Raw genomic sequence first — 21,799 nt, 5'->3', positions numbered from 1 at the left:
GAAATTCTCATAGCGTTAATATAAAGAGGAGGACCAACATGCAGCATGCGAAACAAATCGCAGAACATGCAACATTACAAAGCTTTTTAAACTGTTATTTAAGAGAAACAGGGAGTGGAGAATGGATTACAGAGGATGAAAGAATGAAGAGTATCTTCAGTAATACGTTGAATAGAGATACAGTCCCCACATATTTATGTTGTCGGCTATCGGCACAGAACGTTACTTTGTATGGAGAAGTTATATATAAATCATCAACAGATCGCCATTTGTTTGGAGAACAATTTTATTATCAAATTGGAGATAGTCATTCTGTTATTACAGCAGATTATGTTACAGTTATTACATTTTTAATAAAAGAGATGTCTATCAACTACGGAGAAGGAACGAATCCTGCGGAACTTATGCTTCGAGTTATCCGTAGTTGTCAAAATATTGAGGAATTTACAAAAGAGAGAATAGAAGATACATCCGCATTATACGGTTTTCATACAACTTTTATAGAAGCGGAGCAGTCTTTATTATTTGGGCATTTAACTCATCCTACACCAAAGAGTAGACAGGGGATATTGGATTGGAAAAGTGCAATGTATTCTCCAGAATTAAAAGGAGAATGTCAGCTTCATTATTTTCGGGCACATAAAAGTATAGTAAATGAAAAATCATTATTATCAGATTCTACAACAATGATTATAAAAGAAGAATTAAGTAATGATGAGATGGTTAGTAAGGAATTTATAGCGAAGTACTGTAAGGAAGATCAATATGCATTAATTCCAATTCATCCGCTTCAGGCAGAATGGCTCTTGCATCAAGCTTACGTACAAGATTTGATAGTTCAAGAATTGCTTGAGTATATTGGTCCTGTAGGTAAGTATTATATGGCAACATCATCACTAAGGACGCTATATCATCCCAATTCGAAGTATATGCTTAAGTTTTCATTTCCGGTGAAAGTAACGAATTCAATGCGTATTAATAAACTGAAAGAACTTGAGAGTGGTCTTGAAGGGAAGGAAATGTTAAATACGGCTATTGGTGAAGTACGAGAAAGATTTCCAGGATTTGATTTTATTTGTGATCCAGCCTTTATTACATTAAATTATGGAACACAAGAATCTGGATTTGAAGTGATTATTCGTGAGAATCCTTTTTATAGTGAACATGCAAACGACGCAACATTAATTGCTGGGCTAGTTCAAGACGCTATACCTGGGGAGCGTACGCGGTTATCGAATATTATTCATCGCCTAGCAGATTTAGAAAGTAAAAGCTGTGAAGAAGTAAGCTTAGAGTGGTTTAGACGATATATGAATATTTCTTTAAAGCCAATGGTATGGATGTATTTACAGTATGGTGTTGCATTAGAAGCTCATCAGCAAAATAGCGTTGTTCAGCTAAAAGATGGTTATCCGATCAAATATTATTTCCGTGATAATCAAGGATTTTATTTCTGTAACTCAATGAAAGAGATGCTTAATAATGAATTAGCTGGTATTGGAGAACGTACTGGAAATTTATATGACGACTATATTGTGGATGAGAGATTTCGTTACTACTTAATTTTCAATCATATGTTTGGCCTCATTAATGGCTTTGGCACAGCAGGATTAATTAAGGAGGAAATTCTTCTCTCGGAATTAAGGTCTGTACTTGAATCATTTCTTCCATATAACCGGGAACCTTCTACATTTTTAAGAGAATTATTGGACGAAGATAAGTTAGCGTGTAAAGCAAATTTACTAACGAGATTTTTCGATGTCGATGAGTTAAGTAATCCATTGGAGCAAGCTATTTATGTGCAAGTACATAATCCACTCGTTAGAGAAGTGGCTGTTCGTTCATAAATAACGTTAAAATTTCACGTAATACAAATAATGGTATTTTGTCATAAGGTGGAGGGTTTTATGAGAGTGGACATGTATCATACGAAAGTATTGAAGGCGCTCGAATCAGAAGATTACATTTCAGTACGAAGAAGAGTGCTACGTCAATTAGTAGAATCGTTAATTTATGAGGGGATTATTACACCGGTTCGCATAGAAAAAGAAGAACAACTTCTTTTTCTAATACAAGGACTTGATGAAGAAGACAAAAGTGTCACGTACAAATGCTATGGCAGGGAACGGATGACATTTGGACGTATTTCGTTAGACTCATTAATAGTAAGAGTTCAAGATGAACAGCAAGAAATACAGTCTGTCTCGCAATTTCTAGAAGAAGTTTTTCGGGTTACTAGTGTAGAACAAGCTAAATTAGATTCTTTTATGCACGAATTAGAACAAACAATATTTAAAGATACGATTGCACAATATGAAAGAAATAATAAGAGAGAATATACTCAAAAATCTTACGATGAGTTTGAAAGCCAATTAATAGATGGCCATCCATACCATCCTAGTTATAAAGCACGTGTTGGATTTCAATATCGTGACAATTTTCAATATGGTTATGAATTTATGCAGCCAATAAAACTCATATGGATTGCAGCACATAAGAATTATGCGACTGTAGGTTATGAGAATGAAGTGATGTATAACAACCTTTTAAAAGAGGAGATTGGCGATCGTAAATTAGAAGAGTTTATGGAACGAATTCGTAATAAGGGATGTAATCCAAAACAGTACGTGTTTATACCTGTTCACCCATGGCAGTGGGAGAATTTCATCATTTCAAATTATGCGGATCATATACAGGGTAAATTTATTATTTATTTAGGAACATCAGAGGACGATTATTGCGCGCAACAGTCAATGAGAACGTTAAGAAATATTACGAGTCCAAAGAAACCGTACGTTAAATTATCGATGAATTTACTCAACACTTCAACACTTCGTACGCTGAAACCATACTCTGTTGTGAGTGCACCAGTAATATCAAATTGGTTAAATGATGTTGTAAGTAATGACGCCTATTTAATGGATGAAGCACGTTTAATCTTGTTAAGTGAGTTTTCAAGTGTAACGTATGACACGAATAAGAAAGCTATATATGGTTCATTAGGATGTATTTGGCGCGAAAGCGTTCATAAGTATTTAGATGCACAAGAGGATGCAATTCCTTTTAATGGTTTATACGCTAAAGAGAAAGATGGTACACCAATTATTGATGCGTGGTTGAATAAATATGGAATGAAGGATTGGCTACAATTACTTATTCAAAAAGCGATAATACCAGTTATACATCTTGTTGTAGAGCATGGCATCGCACTGGAATCACATGGACAAAATATGATTCTAGTCCATAAAGAAGGGGTGCCTGTTCGTATTGCGTTAAAGGATTTTCATGAAGGGCTTGAGTTTTATCGTCCATATTTGAAAGAAGTTGACAAATGTCCCGACTTTACTAAAATGCATAAAACATATGCGAATGGAAAAATGAATGATTTCTTTGAAATGGATGGCATTGAATGTTTGCAAGAGATGGTGTTAGATGCACTATTCCTGTTTAATTTAGGAGAATTAGCATTCGTACTTGCGGATGAATATGGATTGAAAGAAGAACATTTTTGGATGATGGTTGTTGAAGAAATTGAAGATCATTTAAGAATATATCCACATTTGAAAGGTAGATTTAAAAATATTCAATTATATGCACCTACATTCTATGCTGAACAATTAACGAAACGTCGATTATATATGGATGTGGAATCGCTTGTTCATGAAGTTCCAAATCCATTGTATAGAGTAAGAAAACTTATGAAACAAAAATCAATTGTTACAGGGGGAAATTATGCTAATCGTTAATAAACAAGAGTATAGCAAAAGTGATTTTAATTTGAGATTACAAGTTTATGAGGAATTGGAACAATTTCAAGAAGCAGAAGGAAATAGATTTGCACTTTGTCTGAAAGATCCATTCGATATTATTACGCTTGTGTTTTTCTTAAAAGAAAAGAAATCATCAGTATTACTTATACATGAAGATACGCCAAAAGAAACGGTTATTGAAATGGCAAAGCGTGCAAATTGTGTAGGAGTTTTATATGGAGAATATGGCGATTTTACAAAATTAGAAGTAGGGAACTTTTTACTAGAAGAGCCTTCTTTATTGCAATATAGTTCGGGAACTACGGGAGAACCGAAACTGATTCGTAGAGCATGGACGGAAGTTGATACAGAAATTACTGCCTATAATGAAGCTTTAAACTGTGAAGTAGATGAAGTGCCAATCGTTATGGCTCCTGTTTCACATTCATACGGACTAATATGTGGTACGTTATCAGCAATTACGAGGGGGAGCAAACCTGTAATCATTACGAACAAAAATCCTAAATTCGCATTAAATATAGTTCGCAATACAGAAAAACATATCATATATGCAGTACCACTTATGTTACACATTATGGGGAGTTTTCCATTAGGAACGTTCCAGTTTCATAAAATTATGACATCAGGATCGCCTTTGCCAGAAGCACTATTTTATAAACTAAAAGAAATGACAACATATATGATGCAGCAATACGGTTGTTCTGAAGCAGGTTGTATTAGTATATGTCATGATATGAAAAGCCATTTAGATTTAGGAAACCCTCTACCTCATGCAAGTATTAGCATAGGTTCAGATGAAAATGCACCGGAAGAAATTGTCGTGAAAATGAATGATAAGGAAATTTTCACGAAAGATTTAGGTTATAAATCTGAGCGTGGCATTCATTTTATGGGGCGTATGGACGATGTAATTAATGTTTCAGGATTAAAAGTCTTTCCTATAGAGGTAGAAGAAACGATGCTTCGATTGGAAGGTGTGCAAGAGGCAATTGTATATCGAGGGAAACATCCTGTGATGGGCGAAATAGTTAAAGCGAAAGTGATCTCTCATGTTGATCCAGTGAAAATAAGAGAATGGTGTATTCAGCACTTACCTTCTTATAAAGTTCCGTATGAAATTGAAAGTGTAAATGAAATTCCTAAAAATAAAACTGGAAAAGTAAGTAGAAAGTTACTAGAGATGGGAGAGGTTACAACATGAGACGGGAAGCGTTAAAGAATGCCGTGTTAAAAATTATGATAGAAAAAATGGAACTGAAAAATGTAACGCATTTAGAAGAAACGATGCGCTTAAATCAAGATTTATATATAGATTCGGTAATGATGTTACAGCTTATTGTATACATAGAAATGGATGTAAAGCTATGCGTTCCAGAGGATGAGGTAGATCCAAAGGCATTTCTTACTGTAGGATCTTTGCTTGATTTTATGGAGGAGTTAGAGCCGTTACAGGAAGTAAATGTGAATAACTAACCTTTAGGAAAGTGGATGAGAGTATGACTTCAATTAAAGTGCACTGTTTAGTGAGTTGTTTTTGTGAAATTATAAAAAGGCGTAGCGACATTGATTTTCGTCCATTTTATTTTGGACTATGGGATGGAGATTTTGATATAACAGAAGGCGGAATTATTTCATATCACTCTGAAAACATTAACCATGATCATTATTTACTTTGGTTTGAAAAATTGTACGGTATTAAAGTAAACGAATGGTATGATCATGCAAAAGATAAAGATAGCAATGTAGAAACGTTTTTAGAATTAGTAGAAAACAAGCCGGAAAATCGTTATGTCATTGTAATGGTTGATATGTCTCTATTACCAGAGAGGGAAAATAAATTTCATCAAAAACCGTTTCCACATTATTTAATGATATCAAAAACAGAGAAAGAAGAAGAGTGGTTCATGCTAGATCCAGATTTTCGTTGGGAAGGAAATATGGAAAGAGAAAAAGTACTTCACTCTATTCAAGATAACCCATTTGGTGGAGGGTATTTCATTGATATAGAAGGAATTGGGGAGCCAACGCAAGAAATAGTAGCTAGTTATTTCACAGAAACATTCAAAAAGAACGACAATGAACTGACTATGGAACTGAAAAAATTAATTGTAAAAATGGCAAATGAGGAAGAAGGATATGCGCTTTCTGGACTTGTAGCAGCAGTAAAACAAATACCAGTACTTGCAATTCGTAAATATAGTTATGAGCATGCCTTTGCATACTTCCGTGAAACGTTGCAATATTCGGAGCAAGAATTTGATTATTGGTGTGATCGGGTAGAGGATATTGTACAAGGATTTACAAATGTACAGTATCGTGCAATTAAAATGGCAATGACGAATAATAAAGGTATGCTAGTATCAATTATTGAAAAACTGGATGAAATGAATGCAATTGAACTGCAGATTAAGAAGGAATTAGAGAGACAGTTTCTATCATGGAAAGGTATGAAAACAAATCAATCTGTCGCAACTCTTTAATAAGCTAACTGAATTTAAGATAGGGGAGTTTAATGCTATGAAATATTCGCTATGTACCATTTCATTTCGTCATCAATTAATTTCATTTACTGATATTGTTCAATTTGCATATGAAAACGGTTTTGAAGGAATTGAATTGTGGGGGACACATGCACAAAATTTGTATATACAAGAACGCGAAACGACAGAACGAGAATTGACTTTTCTAAAGGATAAAAACTTAGAAATTACGATGATAAGTGATTACTTAGATATATCATTATCAGCAGATTTTGAAAAAACGATAGAGAAAAGTGAACAACTTGTAGTACTAGCTAATTGGTTTAATACGAATAAAATTCGCACGTTTGCTGGGCAAAAAGGGAGCAAGGACTTCTCGGAACAAGAGAGAAAAGAGTATGTGAAGCGAATACGTAAGATTTGTGATGTGTTTGCTCAGCACAATATGTATGTGCTGTTAGAAACACATCCCAATACACTAACGGACACATTGCCTTCTACTATAGAACTATTAGAAGAAGTAAATCATCCGAATTTAAAAATAAATCTTGATTTTCTTCATATATGGGAGTCTGGCGCAGATCCAATAGACAGTTTCCATCGATTAAAGCCGTGGACACTACATTACCATTTTAAGAATATATCTTCAGCGGATTATTTGCATGTGTTTGAACCTAACAATGTATATGCTGCAGCAGGAAGTCGTATTGGTATGGTTCCGTTATTTGAAGGTATTGTAAATTATGATGAGATTATTCAGGAAGTGAGAGGTACGGATCTTTTTGCTTCCTTAGAATGGTTTGGACATAATGCAAAAGAGATATTAAAAGAAGAAATGAAAGTATTAATAAATAGAAAATTAGAAGTAGTAACTTCGTAATGTGAAATGATGTGAGAGTCTCGTTTTAGAGGCTCTTTTTTTATGGTAAAAAATAACCAAAAATTTCCATGTATTTTAATTTGAATTTAACACAATTTATATATAAATAAGGAGGTGATTGGTAATGGCTAGAAATCGTAATTCTAATCAATTAGCATCACATGGAGCACAAGCAGCTTTAGATCAAATGAAATATGAAATTGCACAAGAGTTTGGTGTACAACTTGGCGCTGATACTTCTTCACGTGCAAACGGTTCTGTAGGCGGTGAAATTACAAAACGCCTTGTAGCGATGGCAGAACAACAACTTGGTGGCGGATATACTCGCTAATTGTAGAAGGTTATAGGAGAAAGGAAGGATTCTTCCTTTCTTTTTTTTTCAATTAATTGGTATGGATATATTGTGAACTGGATTCAAAGAATAGGAATAATACTATAATTTCCCCAATTTCTTTTGTTGTGAATGGGAAGTAGTAAAGATGTAATAGCCCTGGTGGAATGAAAAGTTACGTTCCAGCGGGGCTATTATATGGTAAGAAATATATGATGAAAGGTTTCGAAGCCAACATGTTAAAAAAAGAAAACTGTTGTTTAATTGCGCTTGCATCAGTTCCACTTGTTATGACATTAGGGAATTCAATGCTCATCCCAATTCTGCCGACTATTGAAAAGAAATTACATATTTCATCGTTTCAAGTATCCATGATTATTACAATTTACTCTATCGTAGCCATTCTACTTATACCGATTGCTGGTTATTTATCAGATAGATGGGGACGAAAGATGGTAATGGTTCCGAGTTTGCTGATTGCAGCTATAGGAGGAGCGATAACTGGTTGGGTATCTTGGAAAGTTGATAATCCCTACAATTGGATATTGATTGGTAGAGCGATTCAAGGTATTGGTGCTGCTGGTGCAATGCCAGTTGTTATACCGTGTGTTGGTGATTTATACAAAGACGAAAAACAAGTTAGTACAGGTTTAGGAATCATAGAAACATCCAATACATTTGGGAAAGTGCTGAGCCCTATTTTAGGGTCTGCTCTTGCTGCCGTTGTATGGTTCTTACCATTTTGGGCGATTCCAATTTTATGCGTAGTATCAATTGTTTTATTACTTGTTCTAGTAAAGGCAAAGAAACAAGAAGGAGAAGTACCACCACTTAAAGAGTTTATAAAATCTATTCTGTCTACGTTTCGAGAAAAAGGAAGATGGTTAATTGCCATTTTTGCATTAGGTGCAATTATTATGCTTATTTTATTCGGAATTCTCTTTTATTTGTCGACTATACTGGAATCAAAGTATGACATTCATGGTATATGGAAAGGGTGTGTGCTTGCTATCCCGTTACTTGTACTGTCACTTAGTTCATATATGGCCGGTAAAAAAATTGGAGATAATCAAAATGTTATGAAGAAGTGTATCTATATTGGTTTTTTAATGGCAGCTGCATCAGTCATCATTCCTTTATTTATAAAAGGGATTTATTTACTACTTCTTTGTCTCGTTATTATGGGGATAGGGATTGGTATGGCACTCCCATGTTTAGATGCCCTCATTACACAAGGAATTGAAAAGGAGCAAAGGGGAACAGTTACGTCATTTTACAGTTCAATGCGATTTATCGGTGTAGCAGCTGGACCACCTTTATATTCTTTTTTCATGAAAGGGGCGGACCATGAAGTGTTTTATTTGACAAGTATTTTCGCTGCCATTGGTGCTGTCATAGCAATCATTTGGATTAAACCAGCAAAGGATGCAAAGACGGTAAAACAGAAACCAGAGCCTACTTCATAATTTGTAAGAGAATTGCATGATGTTTTGAGTAACATGCAATTCTCTTTCGTTCATTAAGAATAAATAACTTGTTTTAACATATAAAGCGCGACACCCCATATGATGAGACCAGAAAATTTATTTAATAATAAAATTGTCTTTCCGGTTGAGTCTAGTCTTTTTAGAAATTTCCCCGCTAACGCTAAGCTTATAAACCAAATCCAAGAAACGATAATAGTTGCAAGTGTGAAAGCCCATTTTTCACTTCCTATGTATTGAATAGAATTTGTTCCAATTACACCGATTGTGTCTAAAATAGCATGTGGATTTAATAACGAAACGGATGCTGCGAAAAGGATTTGCTTTTTTAAGGGCATACTTTTTTGTTGTTTTACATCGTTGGAAGGGTTACTTCTCCAAATAACAAAGCCCATGTATAGGAGAAAGAAAAATCCAATTATATATAACGAGTTAGTTAGCCAAGAAAAAGTAAGGAGTACAAGGGAGACACCTTGCACTGCAATCAATATGAGTAACGTATCACATATAGAGGCAGTTAATACTACAGGGGCTGCCCTCCAAATGTTTGGTTGGCTCGCACCTTGGTTAAAGACAAAAACATTTTGTACACCTAATGGAATGATAAGTCCAAATGCAAGAATGATACCATGAATAATTGCTTCACTCATCATATTACCTCCTATTTTAATTCATTATGATAGTGTATATTGTATAGAAGAAATGAAAATTTGTATCCATCCATATGGTTGGGGAGGTTACCAACCAAAAAGAATATAAGGTGATATAATGGAAAGATTCGTTTGGAAACCGAATATGTCTCTAGCGACTCCTCTGTATAAACAAATAGAAACGTATATAAAAGAAAGGATCGTTAATGGAGAATGGACCGTTGGAACGAAATTACCTTCACAAAGAGATTTGGCACATACATTTGGTGTGAATCGAAGCACAATTGTAATGGCTTTCGATGAACTAGTTGCAAAGGGATACATAGAAGGGAATGGCAGGAAAGGAACAATTGTTGTAAATAATAATGAGAATGCTTCAACTTACGCACCTCCGCCTAATTGGCAGTCTTATGTAGAAACAGGACTTCATTATCCGAATCTCCCAGCTATTCAGGAGATTAATCAAGCTGAATTTTATCCACATGTAATTCGATTAGGAACAGGTGAGCTCGCGCCGAGTCTCTTACCTGAGAAAAAGATGAAAGAAATTATGAATAAGCTTTTAAAGTCAAATGTGACGCTTGGGTATGAAGAGCCGAAAGGAAATTTTTATTTAAGGGAAAAGATTTCCGAATACTTAAAGGGGCATGGTATATGTGTATCTCCGGACTCTATATTAATTGTTTCAGGAGCAATTCAAGCGCTGCAACTTATCTCTATGGGGCTTCTTCCAAAAGGGGCATCCATCTTATTAGAAAAACCATCCTATTTATATTCGCTTAATGTTTTTCAATCCGCAGGAATGCGTTTCATTGGAATACCAATGGATGAGAACGGTTTAAATACATCATATATTACAAAATATAAGAAGCAATTTAATGCATCTATTTTATATACAATCCCGTCTTTTCATAATCCAACGAACTTTAGTATGAATGCGAAGAGACGAATAGAAGTGATGGAAATATGTAATGAAATTGGATTACCTATTATAGAGGACGCAGTGTATCAAGACTTATGGTTTGATGCACCTTGTTCGAAACCTTTAAAAGCCTATGATAAAAACGGAATCGTACTACATATTGGAAGCATGTCCAAAGTAATTAGTCCAGGGTTAAGAATTGGATGGATTGTTGGACCTGAGCCAGTAATTCAAAGATTGTCAGACATAAAAATGCAAACAGATTATGGTTCAAGCACTATATCCCAGCAAATTGCAGCAGAGTGGTTTACAAATGGTCTATATGATGAGCATTTGCGCTTTGTAAGAAGTGAATTGAAAAAACGAAGAGATTTTATGTTACTAATGTTAGATAAATATCTTCGTGAAATAGCAACTTGGCATGAACCAACAGGGGGATTTTATATATGGGTACATATAAAAGTAACCATTTCATATCGCAGTTTATTTGATAAAGCTCTGCAAGAAAAGGTTTTATTAAACCCAGGTACTTTATATGATAGAAGTGCAAATCAATTTTTGCGCCTATCGTATTCATACGCAACGTTAGAAGAAATTGAAATAGGTATAAAAAAACTTGCACAACTAATGAAAAAGTAAGAGGAGAAAGTAATGAAACAATATGTAATTTGCCAAATGATCAATGGAGAAAAATATTTAGCTGCTTATGCGGAGACGAAGCAAGAAGCGATTGAAAAAGCAGAACTGTTAGGATTAAGAACGGGAAATCGTTACATAGTTATTACTGCAGAGGAAGCCGAAGGGTTAACGTATCCTTAAACAATGTACGAGATTATATAATAATAAATAAGTCTAGTAATATAAGAAATTACTAGACTTATTTATTATTAAGTTGTTAAACGTTCTCGTATTTATACGCAAAGTAATAATATTATGAGTCAAGTTGACGAAAAAATCGATTTGTCTTTCGGTCTTGATTTCCTTTTCTATATTCATCGATATATTGCCTAAAGTTCCAAGCTTGTAAAAATTTATTAGCAGAGTTATAACCAGAATTGTAAAGCCATTCTTTTTCTTCCTTTGTCAGTTCAAAATTAGTACTTGTAATCGTTCCTGTTGGAATTGTAATCGTTCTTGCTTTTGATTCCTTATCTAAATGACGTAAATCATGAGCTTGCATCATTGTTTTAAATAGTCCTTTGAACATGGAAATAGGCTCGTTATAGTGAGCAGGATCAGCTTGAATCTCATCTTTTACAAAATGAAATCCGAAAGTCGGCCAGCGAGGAGTGGTAGGTGAATCGAAGATCCAAATTGGATAATTACTTAGAATTCCTCCATCAACCATATAACAAGGCTGCTTCCATTTTGGAGTTCTCCATTTTACGGGTTCAAAGAAGAAGGGGATTGTACTACTCATTCTTACCGCTTTAGCGATAGAGAAGCGATAATTTAAAAATCCGTAGTTTGGTAAGTCGTCAGGAAAGACAACCATTTTACCATTACTAATATCAGAAGCGATGATTTTGAGTTTGTTTAGATCCGGTAAATCAGTAAATAAATGAACACCTTTTTTTCGAAGTAATTCTTCAATCCATTCTTCTATAAATACATTAGAGTATATACCTAGAGTAGTCCATGCACTTAGTCCTTTTCCGATAAAGGGGATTTTGTCAATAAAGGTTTTCTTCGTAAATTTGTTATAATCGATATCAGTTATAATCGTTTTTAGCTCTGAACAAGAATATCCTGCCGCTACAAGTGCCGCGATAATTGCACCAGCTGATGTTCCAGCTACACGTTCCCATTCATAACCTTTTTCGGCTAATGCGCAAATTGCTCCAACATGTGCAATACCGCGTACACCGCCTCCTTCAAAAACACCATCGATCTTCATTAAACATACTTCCTTTCAAATAAAAGATTTGGAAATGGCAAAAAAGCACGTATTGTACGTGCTTTTTTACAATGGTTTTTAAGTTTACTAGCAGCCTACAAAGCCGCCCCAACAGCTAGCTCCGATGATGATTAGAAGGATGAATAAAACGATTAATAAAGCGAAACCTCCGTAACCACAACCACCACAGCTACCGCCGTAACCGCCGCAACTATATCCGTAACCCATGTGGAATTCCTCCTTATATTAAAAATAAAAATGAACGAGGGGAAAATGTACTGGAAGAACTAAAGAACTATCGTGTTTGTAGGAACAATGTATAGTATGCTTTTTTAAACTTGTTCGCGTACGAAGGATAAGCCCGTTTTTGGGAGGCTTGTTGATTTTGTAAAGAATGAAGTATAATCTTTGTACTATGATATAAATAAGTATGTAAATGTAAGGAGAATTTATGAATAAAAAAATTGAAGTATTAATTGATAAATATGAACTAACACACTTGAAAGAAGAACTTATTAATACTGTATTTCCTTGTATAAAAGTTGTGCCAAAGCAGCAGGGAACTGTTGCGATAGGTAGTTCGAAAATGGGAGGAGTTCCTGATCTACCAGCTTTATTTGAATATCCAAAGCATAAAGGAAATCCACTACAATTTATCGCGCAATTTAACTTAAGTGATTTACAAAACGTTGGTATGAATCACAATCTTCCTAAGACGGGGATGCTGTATTTCTTTTGCATTGAAAATTATTTTGAAGAAAATGTGAATCTAACAGAAGCTGGGCGTGTACTTTATTATGATGTTCCTGTAGAGCAATTACGAAGAGAAAATGAAATACAAGCGAAATATAACCAGTGTGCAATTACTTTTGAACTGACATACAAATTACCAGAACTTTTCATTGAAGATGAGGCTGATTCAGATCGTTTCTTGCAATTACTTGAAGAGCTAATTCCAGATAACTACGATAACCATCAAATGTTTGGTGAGCCATTCTCTGTACAAGAAGAAGTGTTATATGAGACAGGAGAATATATGGGGGTAGACCCGCAGCAAATGACTCTTTTATTCCAAATTGATTCAGATCATAAAAATTGTAATATGGTTTGGGGAGAACTAGGGATGCTATATTTCTGTATTAGTAATGAAGATTTGAAAAATCAACGTTTTGAAAATACATGCTGTGTATTACAAACATGCTAATGAAAAAAGGTTGTTCTTTTAAAAAGAACAACCTTTTTATGTGAATTAGTTAATATGCATAATCTCATATGACCTATACGAAAAAGTATTGTATACTCTGAAACTATACGATACTTTTTCGTATAGTTATAGAATATAAGGAGTGACAAGATGGGAAAGACAAGTAAGTATGTGACAGCTGCCGCACTTTGTTCAACTATAGTAATGGGAGGCTTGCAAGCGTCATCTGTATCTTATGCAGCTACAAATCCGACTACAGTGACAGCACAATCAGATGTAAAGTTATTAGATGATTTCAGAAAAGAATTAAAAAAACAGATTGATAATCGAGAAGAAAATATTACAATCACATATAAAACAAAAGATAGAAATGCTAGAAATATTATGGATCAATTGTATGGTGAGTTTAATAAAATTGTAGATGCTGATGAGTATGTAAAATATAATGTAGCGTCTACTAGATATTCTATTAAAGGAATGCCAGGGGACTATACGTTTACACTGCAAGTAAAATACCGTGAATCAAAAGAACAAACTCAATATGTAAAAGCTCAGGCGAAATCAATTGTTGGATCAATTGTAAAACCAGGGATGGATGAGCATGAGAAAGTAAAAGCTATTCACGATTACGTTGTTAAGCATGTGTCTTATGATACGTCTTATCAAGCGTATACAGCATATGAAGCATTAGCGAATCGTTCTGCCGTTTGCCAAGGATATACATTATTAACGTATGAGTTGTTAAAAGAGGCAGGTATTCAAAACCATATTGTAACAGGCACAGGAAACGGACAAGCTCACGCGTGGAATTTAGTGAACATTGAAAACAAATGGTATCACCTAGATACTACATTTGATGATCCAGTACCAGATAAAGCAGGGCGTGTAACTTACTCATATTTTAACATGTCTGACGAACAGTTAAGTAAAGATCACGACTGGGATCGTAGTAAATATCCAGCAGCAACTACAAGTTATTTTGGTGAATTAACAAACAAAATAAAAGCTGGTAGCTCAAAAACTGTCGTATATGAGCAGATGTTAAAAGAAACAAATTTACAATACTTATCTGCAGAATACGGAGCAGAAAATTATAATGAATTTAAGCAAAAGTTGCAGCAACAGTTTGCAGCCAAACCAGAAAAAGTAGAAGTGCGATATAAGCAGTCCATGGATGGGACGATGCAAGATATAAAGAAAGTATTAAATGAAATAAATTGGCCAAAAGGTGCAAAGCGTGTGTCTTATCAAGTAGCGCCTTATAGTGCATTGGCGGGTTATTCATTAGCGACAATTACATTTACGTATTAAGCAATGGGAAAAAGCACCTGTAAAAGGTGCTTTTTTTATTTATTGATTGATTACTTTTGAATATTAAGAATTATGTGATAAAATAAAAGGATAAGGATGTGAATGTGGAATGAACTTGTTCGAAAGCGATATTTTTACATTGATATATACTTGTTTAGTAATCGGACTTATCGTTTTGTTTTTCATATCATTTACTTTGTTTATTAGAAGAGTATTACAAAGCAGTGCTGCAAAGAAACACCACGTGATTAATATGAACCAGAAGCTAGATCGAATCATTGAATTGTTTGAAAAAGATAAGAAATAGCGATAGAAGAGGTATGAAAGGGGAATGAGAATGGCGAATTATATAAAAGAATTACGTGAAAAAGTAGGACATGATTATGTTTTCTTAAACTTTGCCGGTGGTTGTGTATTTAATAAAGAAGGAGAAGTATTACTGCAAAAAAGAGGAGACTTTAACGCTTGGGGCTTTCCAGGTGGTGCAATGGAGATAGGAGAATCAGCTGCGGAAACTGCAATCCGGGAAATAAAAGAAGAAACCGGGTATGATGTAGAAATAAATGAGCTTATTGGAGTGTATACAAAATATTTTCAATCATATCCAAATGGAGACAAGGCCCAGTCAATTGTGATGTTCTTTTCATTCTCAATAGTTGGAGGTGACAAAAAAGTAGATGGTGATGAAACGTTGGATTTGAAGTTTTTCCCGTTAGACGACATGCCACCGTTATTTTGTAAACAACATGAAGATTGCCTGCAAGATTTATTGGAGAAAAGAGTAGGGGTATATCGTTAACATATAAAAAAGAAGCTAAATGAAGATTAGCTTCTTTTTTATGTTTAATTTATTTCCACCAATCATCAAACATTGACGCTGGTACTTGTCTTTTATGCTCACTCACTGTGTAACGTTTTTCAATTTTCTCTGCAACGTCAGCTGGAACTGCTTTACCTTCTAAATAATCATCTAATTGATCATAAGTAATACCTAACTCTGTTTCATCAGCTTGACCTGGTTTTTCATCTAATAAATCAGCTGTTGGCATTTTTAAGTACAGTCGCTCGTCTGCGCCTAACTCTTGTAATAATGCACGTCCTTGGCGCTTCGTTAATCCCGTTAATGGTAATAAATCTGCACCACCATCTCCGAATTTTGTAAAGAACCCTGTTACAGCTTCTGCAGCGTGATCTGTTCCGATAACAAGTAGCCCTTTTTGTCCACCAATTGCATATTGAGTAACCATACGGATACGTGCTTTCACGTTACCTTTATTGAAATCTGTTAATGATTCACCCAATAAGTTTTCATATTGATTTGAAAAAGCATCAACAGTTGAAGCAATATCAAATGCAACAGATTGATCTGCTTGAATGAATTGTAATGCTAATTGTGCATCATCTTCATCTTTTTGTACTTTATAAGGAAGACGCACGGCGATAAACGTTGCATTACCACCTTCGTTACGAATTTCTTCAACTGCAAGTTGTGCTAAGCGTCCTGCTAATGTAGAGTCTTGTCCGCCGCTAATACCAAGTACAAATCCTTTTGCACCTGTTTTTTTTACATAATCCTTTAGGAAATCAACTCGTTTACGAATTTCAACTTTTGGATCAATTACAGGCTGAACATGTAATGCTTTCATAATCTGTTCTTGTAATGTCATTATGTTTTCCTCCTATTCATATTAAAGCGGTAAATAAGTTTATATGTATAATGGTACATACTTCTATCCTTTATTATTTCGCAAAACTAACGAATATACAATAGGATGTGTGTATGAATATGAATGTAGTCATTATAAATAAAGTGCTACGTATAAGCAATTTTTTTAAACCTTTCAAAAATGTAAGGTTTTTGTCATTTGAATCGATGGAAGGTATTTCCGCACTTTACTAATATAAAAACATAGATAGTAGAAGGGCGGAGAAGTAATATGAACATTAGAGAACTAGCATATCGGAATGTAACCCGAAATAGACGGACATACTCAGCCTATTTTTTGAGTAGTGCATTTGCAATTATGGCCTTTTTTGTGTATTCATTTTTTGCGTTTCATCCGGCATTAAGTGCAGGAGAATTAGGTCAGTACGTATTCGTAAGTATGTCTTTTGCACAGTCTATTATTTACTTATTTACATTCTTCTTTATTTTATATTCGATGGGAATGTTTTTAAAAACGAGAAAGCGTGAACTAGGAATTTTAATGATGCTAGGTATGACGAAATATCAATTAAAGCGTCTGATCTTTTTTGAAAATATTATGATTGGAATAGGGGCAATTATTTTTGGTATTCTTTCAGGTATGTTATTTTCAGGGGTATTACTATTTGTCGCTCCGATGATATTGAAACTAGATATCTCCTTATCCTATTACATACCGATGAAAGCAATTGTTGTAACGGGTATTATGTTTTTTATTTTATTTATGATCATATCATTGTTTAGTGCAGGAATGATTCGTAAAAATAAGATTATGAAGTTGTTTAGAGGATCAGCAGAGGCGAAACCGGAACCGAAAGCATCAATCATTTCTTCAATATTAGCAGTAGTATTGCTTAGTGCTGGCTATGTAGGAGCTCTTCTATCACATGGAGCAATGGTATTTATTATGATGATTCCTGTTACAACGGTAGTTATTATCGGGACGTATTTTTTGTACAAGCAGCTGAGTGTCTTTATTATTCGATTATGTAAAAAAAGTAAACGTTTCTATTGGACACAGACTAATATTATTACGTTATCAGATTTAGCGTATCGTATGAGAGATAACGCAAGAATGTTCTTTATTGTAACCATTATTTCTACTGTAGCATTTTCCGCAATAGGGACATTAGTAGGCTTCGCATCCATGACGAAAGGGATAATGGAGAGACCAATTGCTTTTCATTACCATTCTAAGCAAGGGAATAGTAACGAATCACAACATATACAAATGATTGACAAAGGATTAAAGAAACATAATATAGCAGCTTCAAAAACTAATATTTCGACAAAGAAAACGGAGGAACAGTCGTTAAGAAGCGCCACTTTTATAAAAGAATCAGACTATAAGGAATATGCAAAGTTAACGGGAGAACCATTTAATACTGTAGCAAATAAAGAGGTTGTATTTTTGTCAGCTGATATACCAGGGCCAGCGATGAAAGAAAGAAAAGAAATTACTTTACCTAATATGAATGAAAGTTTAAAGGTGAAAAAAGTTACTTCATCTTCATTGGGGAAAATATTAAGAGGAAATGTTTATGTAATCTCTAATGATCAATATGATTCATTACAAGATGGATTTATAGAGACAAAAGATTATATGTATAAAACTGAAAGAACGAAAGATGAGATTGAAATTGGTAAAGAGCTTACGCATCAAATTAAACCGTATCAAGAATATTCAACGTTTAGTGCGGAAGAGTACGAGCAAAACCAAAGTTTACAAATTGCAGGACCGATTTTATTTGTAGGTTTCTTTATTGGTATAGTATTTTTCGTTTGCGCAGGAAGTTTCCTTTACTTCCGTTTATTCTCCGATTTGGAGGATGATGTTCGCTTGTTCGAAATGATTCGAAAAGTTGGATTGACAAGCAGGGAATTATCGAAGGTAGTTACAATTCGATTGGCGCTTTTATTCTTCGTTCCAATTGGTGTTGCAACATTACATGGGGCAGTAGCCTTAACGGCGTTAGGGCAAATGTTTGAGTACTCATTGTTTAAAGAAAATACAGTTGTATTAAGTATTTTCATAGGTATTCAAGTTGTATACTTCTTACTTATAAGATCCCGTTATGTAAAACAATTGAAAGAGAGATTACGTATGCATTAAATGTGTTTTTTTAACTCGAGTACAAAATTTTCTAAAAAGAGGCAAGTATTGCCAAAAAGTGATAAAATGGAAAAAGCGAGGTGAAAAAAATTAATAGAGAGAAAGGGGGGAGAAATATGAAAGCAACAGGAGTTATTCGAAAAGTAGACGAATTAGGACGAATTGTTATCCCTAAAGAATTACGCGATGTATTGGGAATACAAATCAAATCACCGCTTGAAATTTTTGTAGAAGCAGATAAAATCATTTTACAAAAATATCAACCTTACAATGCTTGCCAAATCACAGGTGATGTTTCAGAGCAGAACATATCATTAGCAAATGGAAATATTACTGTTGGGATAGAGGGAGCGGAATATTTAGTAAAAGAAATAGAAAAGTTTTTAAACAAGAGTGAGGTTTAGTCTTAATTTATATTATTTTTCAAATTACATATCATTCTTTTAAAAGACTGTAAGAGGACCATTAATTGGTCCTTTTATTTTGGTTATTAGTTGAATGACCCAGGCTGTTATTTCCTATAAATCATAGGGGAAATACAAAAGTAGTATAGAGTTAGTAAATGATGTTGAGAAATATTTGAAAAGAAGGAAAACAAAAAGAATAAAACGAATGTTACATTTACACGTATTCAAAAGTGGTCTGAAATGAAAATAATACATTTTCAGGAGGGATTACGATGAGTAGTACAGTGAATAAACAAAAAGGTATACAATTGATTCCATTTACCGTAAATAAGGTTGTAGAACAAGTAAATGAAATTCCACCAGGTGTACAACTGATTCACGCTCCGCAAGTATGGGAAAAGAGTGTGAAGGGGCAAGATGTAGTCGTTGCCGTATTAGATACAGGGTGTGATACTAATCATATAGATTTAAAAGATCGTATTATCGGCGGAAGAAATTTCACAAAAGATTATGAAGCTGATCCAAATGTGTATCTTGATAATAACGGACATGGTACTCATGTCGCGGGGACGATTGCAGCAACTGAAAATGGTGTCGGTGTATTAGGAGTTGCACCGCTTGCTAAAATGTTAGTATTAAAAGTTTTAGCGGGAGATGGTTCTGGAAGTTACGAGCAAATTATTGAGGCAATTCATTATGCTGTAAATTGGAGAGGGCCGAATCAAGAGAAAGTGAGAATTATTTCAATGTCACTTGGTGGTCCGCAAGATGTTCCAGAATTACATGAAGCAATTCAAAATGCGGTAAAGCAGGATGTTCTCGTTGTATGTGCTGCTGGAAATAATGGAGATTGCGATGATGAAACAGAGGAATTAGATTTCCCAGGTGCTTACTCTGAGGTAATTGAAGTTGGTGCTGTTAATTTAGAGCGGAAGATTGCATGTTTTAGTAATTCAAATCAAGAAATTGATCTAGTAGCGCCAGGTGATGAAATATTATCTACGTATCCAGATGGGAAATATGCTGTGTTAAGTGGAACTTCCATGGCGACGCCGCATATTGCTGGGGCGCTCGCCTTGCTCATTAAACAGTGTGAGAAAGAATACGGTCGAAAGTTATCAGAGCCGGAAGTATATGCACAACTTATTAAAAGAACTGTACCTTTAGGGTACGAACGTACATCTGAAGGGAATGGATTAATAGATTTATTAAAAGAATAGCCATATTAAAAAACATCTCATATTCATATGAGATGTTTTTTAATATGGCTCTGTCGCATGTAATACAACTTGTAACAAACCTGGGAATCTAGCATTTAAATCTTCTTCACGAATTGAAATGAAACGTTGTGTTCCTTCAAGGCGTGTGTACATAACACCTGACTCACGTAAAACTTTGAAATGGTGAGATAAAGTTGATTTCGCAATAGGAATGTTTAAAGCACCACAAGATTGTTCATTTTTCTCTAGTAACATATTTACAATTTGTAAACGGATTTGATCGCTAAGTGCATATAAGACAGAAGAAAATTGAATTTCTTCTCGATTTGGATGATAGAGTGTACGCATATTTCACCTACTTGTATAAGTTAAGATATTTGCACTATAACATATAAAGTGATATATTTCTATTGTTCGAATATATTCGAACAATAGAAATATAGGGGGAGAAAAAATGAAGTATACAAAATTGCAAAAGGCAGGACTAAATATTTCAAAGTTGGGTTTAGGTACAAATGCAGTAGGGGGACATAATTTATATGCTGATGTGAATGAAGAAGAGGGAAAGCAATTAGTAGAAGAAGCTATTCAGCAAGGGATTACATTTTTTGATACAGCAGATTCATATGGTTTCGGTAGATCAGAGGAATTAGTAGGAGAAGTATTAAAGGGAAAACGTCATGAGTTTATACTTGCTACAAAAGGTGGAATTCAACCGTTGTTAAATGGAGAAACTTATATTAACAATGAACCAAGTTATTTAAGAAATGCTGTGGAGAATAGCTTAAGTAGATTACAGACTGATTATATTGATTTATATTATTTACATTTTACAAATCCTGAAACAAGTTACATAGATTCAATCGGAGAGCTTACTCGTTTAAAAGAAGAAGGGAAAATTCGTTCAATTGGAATATCGAACGTAAACATAGAACAATTAAAAGAAGCGAACCAAAATGGTCATATAGATGTTGTGCAATCTCCGTACAATGTGTTAGAACGTACGGCAGAGGAAGAACTGTTGCCGTATTGTATAGAAGCGGGTATTTCATTTATTCCATATGGTCCTCTTGCTTTTGGGATATTAGGTGGAAAATATACAGAAGATTTTAAATTGAACGAAGTCGATTGGCGCCAAAATGTAAATCTATTTGAAGAAAATACATATAAGAGTAATTTTAAGAAAGTGGAAAAGTTAAAAGGACTAGCTAAAGAAAATGATATTGAAGTGTCTCATTTAGCGTTAGCATGGTTATTAAATAAAGAAGGAATTGATACAGTTATACCTGGTGGAAAGCGGGCAGAGCAAATAAGAGAAAGTGTGAAAGCGGTAGACGTTTCATTGAATGAAAGAGTCATGAAAGAAATCCAATCTATTTTAGAAGATTAGTGAAACAGAGGGATAGTACCCTCTGTTTATATAAG

General features: G+C 34.4%; 23 protein-coding genes. 18 read left to right on the top strand and 5 right to left on the bottom strand.

From position 1 onward, the window contains the following. The first annotated feature begins 38 nt into the window (after positions 1-38). The 8 genes from HMAS_RS14530 (at position 39) to HMAS_RS14495 (ending at position 8,927) form a co-directional block, all read left to right on the top strand. Positions 39-1,847 (top strand): IucA/IucC family protein, encoded by a 1,809-nt coding sequence (locus tag HMAS_RS14530; protein WP_001163343.1) that lies wholly within the window; start codon positions 39-41, stop codon positions 1,845-1,847. 60 nt (positions 1,848-1,907) lie between these two features. Continuing rightward, entirely contained in the window at positions 1,908-3,746 is a 1,839-nt protein-coding gene (locus tag HMAS_RS14525) for an IucA/IucC family protein (RefSeq protein ID WP_001261828.1), read from the top strand. Continuing rightward, on the top strand, positions 3,733-4,971 hold the full coding sequence (locus tag HMAS_RS14520) for an AMP-binding protein (protein ID WP_000909583.1): 1,239 nt from the start codon (positions 3,733-3,735) through the stop codon (positions 4,969-4,971). The genes HMAS_RS14525 and HMAS_RS14520 overlap by 14 nt, the downstream gene beginning before the upstream one ends. Next, a complete protein-coding gene (asbD, locus tag HMAS_RS14515) occupies positions 4,968-5,243 on the top strand; it encodes a petrobactin biosynthesis protein AsbD (RefSeq protein WP_001250560.1) in 276 nt (91 codons plus the stop codon). Before HMAS_RS14520 ends, asbD begins: the two co-directional genes overlap by 4 nt. A gap of 23 nt (positions 5,244-5,266) precedes the next feature. Continuing rightward, positions 5,267-6,250, top strand: a complete 984-nt coding sequence (locus tag HMAS_RS14510) for a DUF6005 family protein (protein ID WP_000200702.1) — start codon at positions 5,267-5,269, stop codon at positions 6,248-6,250. Between the two features lie 37 nt (positions 6,251-6,287). Continuing rightward, complete coding sequence (locus tag HMAS_RS14505) at positions 6,288-7,130, top strand: sugar phosphate isomerase/epimerase family protein (RefSeq protein WP_000877670.1); 843 nt, start codon at positions 6,288-6,290, stop codon at positions 7,128-7,130. 124 nt (positions 7,131-7,254) lie between these two features. Continuing rightward, positions 7,255-7,461, top strand: coding sequence for an alpha/beta-type small acid-soluble spore protein (locus tag HMAS_RS14500; protein ID WP_000113545.1), 207 nt, complete (start codon positions 7,255-7,257; stop codon positions 7,459-7,461). Between the two features lie 236 nt (positions 7,462-7,697). After that, a complete protein-coding gene (locus tag HMAS_RS14495) occupies positions 7,698-8,927 on the top strand; it encodes an MFS transporter (protein ID WP_113303231.1) in 1,230 nt (409 codons plus the stop codon). Between the two features lie 53 nt (positions 8,928-8,980). Here HMAS_RS14495 and HMAS_RS14490 read toward each other — a convergent pair whose 3' ends face one another. Then, the gene (locus HMAS_RS14490; protein WP_116344894.1) at positions 8,981-9,595 is read right to left on the bottom strand and encodes a LysE/ArgO family amino acid transporter; all 615 of its coding nucleotides are present in this window, start codon (positions 9,593-9,595) and stop codon (positions 8,981-8,983) included. 118 nt (positions 9,596-9,713) lie between these two features. On the opposite strand from HMAS_RS14490, the gene HMAS_RS14485 reads away from it, so the two are divergent. Both HMAS_RS14485 and HMAS_RS14480 read left to right on the top strand, forming a co-directional pair. Continuing rightward, positions 9,714-11,156, top strand: a complete 1,443-nt coding sequence (locus tag HMAS_RS14485) for a PLP-dependent aminotransferase family protein (protein WP_000439414.1) — start codon at positions 9,714-9,716, stop codon at positions 11,154-11,156. 12 nt (positions 11,157-11,168) lie between these two features. Then, positions 11,169-11,336, top strand: coding sequence for a DUF3933 family protein (locus HMAS_RS14480; RefSeq protein WP_000816389.1), 168 nt, complete (start codon positions 11,169-11,171; stop codon positions 11,334-11,336). A 112-nt stretch (positions 11,337-11,448) separates the two neighbouring features. Here the strand turns inward: HMAS_RS14480 and HMAS_RS14475 are convergent, their stop codons facing one another. Together HMAS_RS14475 and HMAS_RS14470 are read right to left on the bottom strand one after the other, a co-directional pair. Then, positions 11,449-12,414, bottom strand: coding sequence for a patatin-like phospholipase family protein (locus HMAS_RS14475; protein WP_000686794.1), 966 nt, complete (start codon positions 12,412-12,414; stop codon positions 11,449-11,451). 87 nt (positions 12,415-12,501) lie between these two features. After that, positions 12,502-12,642 (bottom strand): YjcZ family sporulation protein, encoded by a 141-nt coding sequence (locus HMAS_RS14470; RefSeq protein WP_000540423.1) that lies wholly within the window; start codon positions 12,640-12,642, stop codon positions 12,502-12,504. A gap of 223 nt (positions 12,643-12,865) precedes the next feature. Here HMAS_RS14470 and HMAS_RS14465 point away from each other — a divergent pair, with 223 nt between their 5' ends. The 4 genes from HMAS_RS14465 (at position 12,866) to HMAS_RS14450 (ending at position 15,728) form a co-directional block, all read left to right on the top strand. Continuing rightward, complete coding sequence (locus tag HMAS_RS14465; protein WP_001034846.1) at positions 12,866-13,618, top strand: YwqG family protein; 753 nt, start codon at positions 12,866-12,868, stop codon at positions 13,616-13,618. Positions 13,619-13,768: 150 nt separating this feature from the next. Then, positions 13,769-14,929 (top strand): transglutaminase domain-containing protein, encoded by a 1,161-nt coding sequence (locus HMAS_RS14460; protein ID WP_000520862.1) that lies wholly within the window; start codon positions 13,769-13,771, stop codon positions 14,927-14,929. A gap of 109 nt (positions 14,930-15,038) precedes the next feature. Beyond that, the gene (locus HMAS_RS14455) at positions 15,039-15,236 is read left to right on the top strand and encodes a DUF4083 domain-containing protein (protein WP_116344893.1); all 198 of its coding nucleotides are present in this window, start codon (positions 15,039-15,041) and stop codon (positions 15,234-15,236) included. A gap of 30 nt (positions 15,237-15,266) precedes the next feature. Beyond that, a complete protein-coding gene (locus tag HMAS_RS14450; protein WP_000024999.1) occupies positions 15,267-15,728 on the top strand; it encodes an NUDIX hydrolase in 462 nt (153 codons plus the stop codon). Between the two features lie 49 nt (positions 15,729-15,777). On the opposite strand, the gene nadE is transcribed toward HMAS_RS14450, so the two are convergent. Beyond that, positions 15,778-16,596 carry an ammonia-dependent NAD(+) synthetase gene (nadE, locus tag HMAS_RS14445; RefSeq protein ID WP_000174901.1) on the bottom strand — a complete coding sequence of 273 codons (819 nt, stop codon included), beginning with the start codon at positions 16,594-16,596 and terminating at the stop codon, positions 15,778-15,780. A 270-nt stretch (positions 16,597-16,866) separates the two neighbouring features. Between nadE and HMAS_RS14440 the strand changes: the two genes are divergently transcribed. The 3 genes from HMAS_RS14440 to HMAS_RS14430 all read left to right on the top strand — a co-directional run bounded on the left by HMAS_RS14440 (position 16,867) and on the right by HMAS_RS14430 (position 20,374). Next, positions 16,867-18,747 (top strand): FtsX-like permease family protein, encoded by a 1,881-nt coding sequence (locus HMAS_RS14440; RefSeq protein ID WP_078439156.1) that lies wholly within the window; start codon positions 16,867-16,869, stop codon positions 18,745-18,747. Positions 18,748-18,863: 116 nt separating this feature from the next. Further along, positions 18,864-19,151, top strand: coding sequence for an AbrB/MazE/SpoVT family DNA-binding domain-containing protein (locus HMAS_RS14435; RefSeq protein ID WP_000648324.1), 288 nt, complete (start codon positions 18,864-18,866; stop codon positions 19,149-19,151). A gap of 275 nt (positions 19,152-19,426) precedes the next feature. Further along, positions 19,427-20,374: a serine protease gene (locus HMAS_RS14430; RefSeq protein WP_116344892.1), complete on the top strand. Its 948-nt coding sequence runs from the start codon at positions 19,427-19,429 to the stop codon at positions 20,372-20,374. Positions 20,375-20,413: 39 nt separating this feature from the next. Here the strand turns inward: HMAS_RS14430 and HMAS_RS14425 are convergent, their stop codons facing one another. Then, positions 20,414-20,722 (bottom strand): ArsR/SmtB family transcription factor, encoded by a 309-nt coding sequence (locus tag HMAS_RS14425; protein WP_001259903.1) that lies wholly within the window; start codon positions 20,720-20,722, stop codon positions 20,414-20,416. A gap of 106 nt (positions 20,723-20,828) precedes the next feature. Between HMAS_RS14425 and HMAS_RS14420 the strand changes: the two genes are divergently transcribed. Next, positions 20,829-21,764: an aldo/keto reductase gene (locus tag HMAS_RS14420; protein ID WP_116344891.1), complete on the top strand. Its 936-nt coding sequence runs from the start codon at positions 20,829-20,831 to the stop codon at positions 21,762-21,764. The last annotated feature ends 35 nt before the right edge of the window (positions 21,765-21,799 follow it).

Source organism: Bacillus sp. HMA207 (genome assembly GCF_003402455.1).
Classification (GTDB): Bacteria; Bacillota; Bacilli; order Bacillales; family Bacillaceae_G; genus Bacillus_A; species Bacillus_A cereus.
The sequence above is the reverse complement of the archived record's forward strand: the minus strand, read 5'-3'. Positions and strand labels throughout refer to the sequence as shown.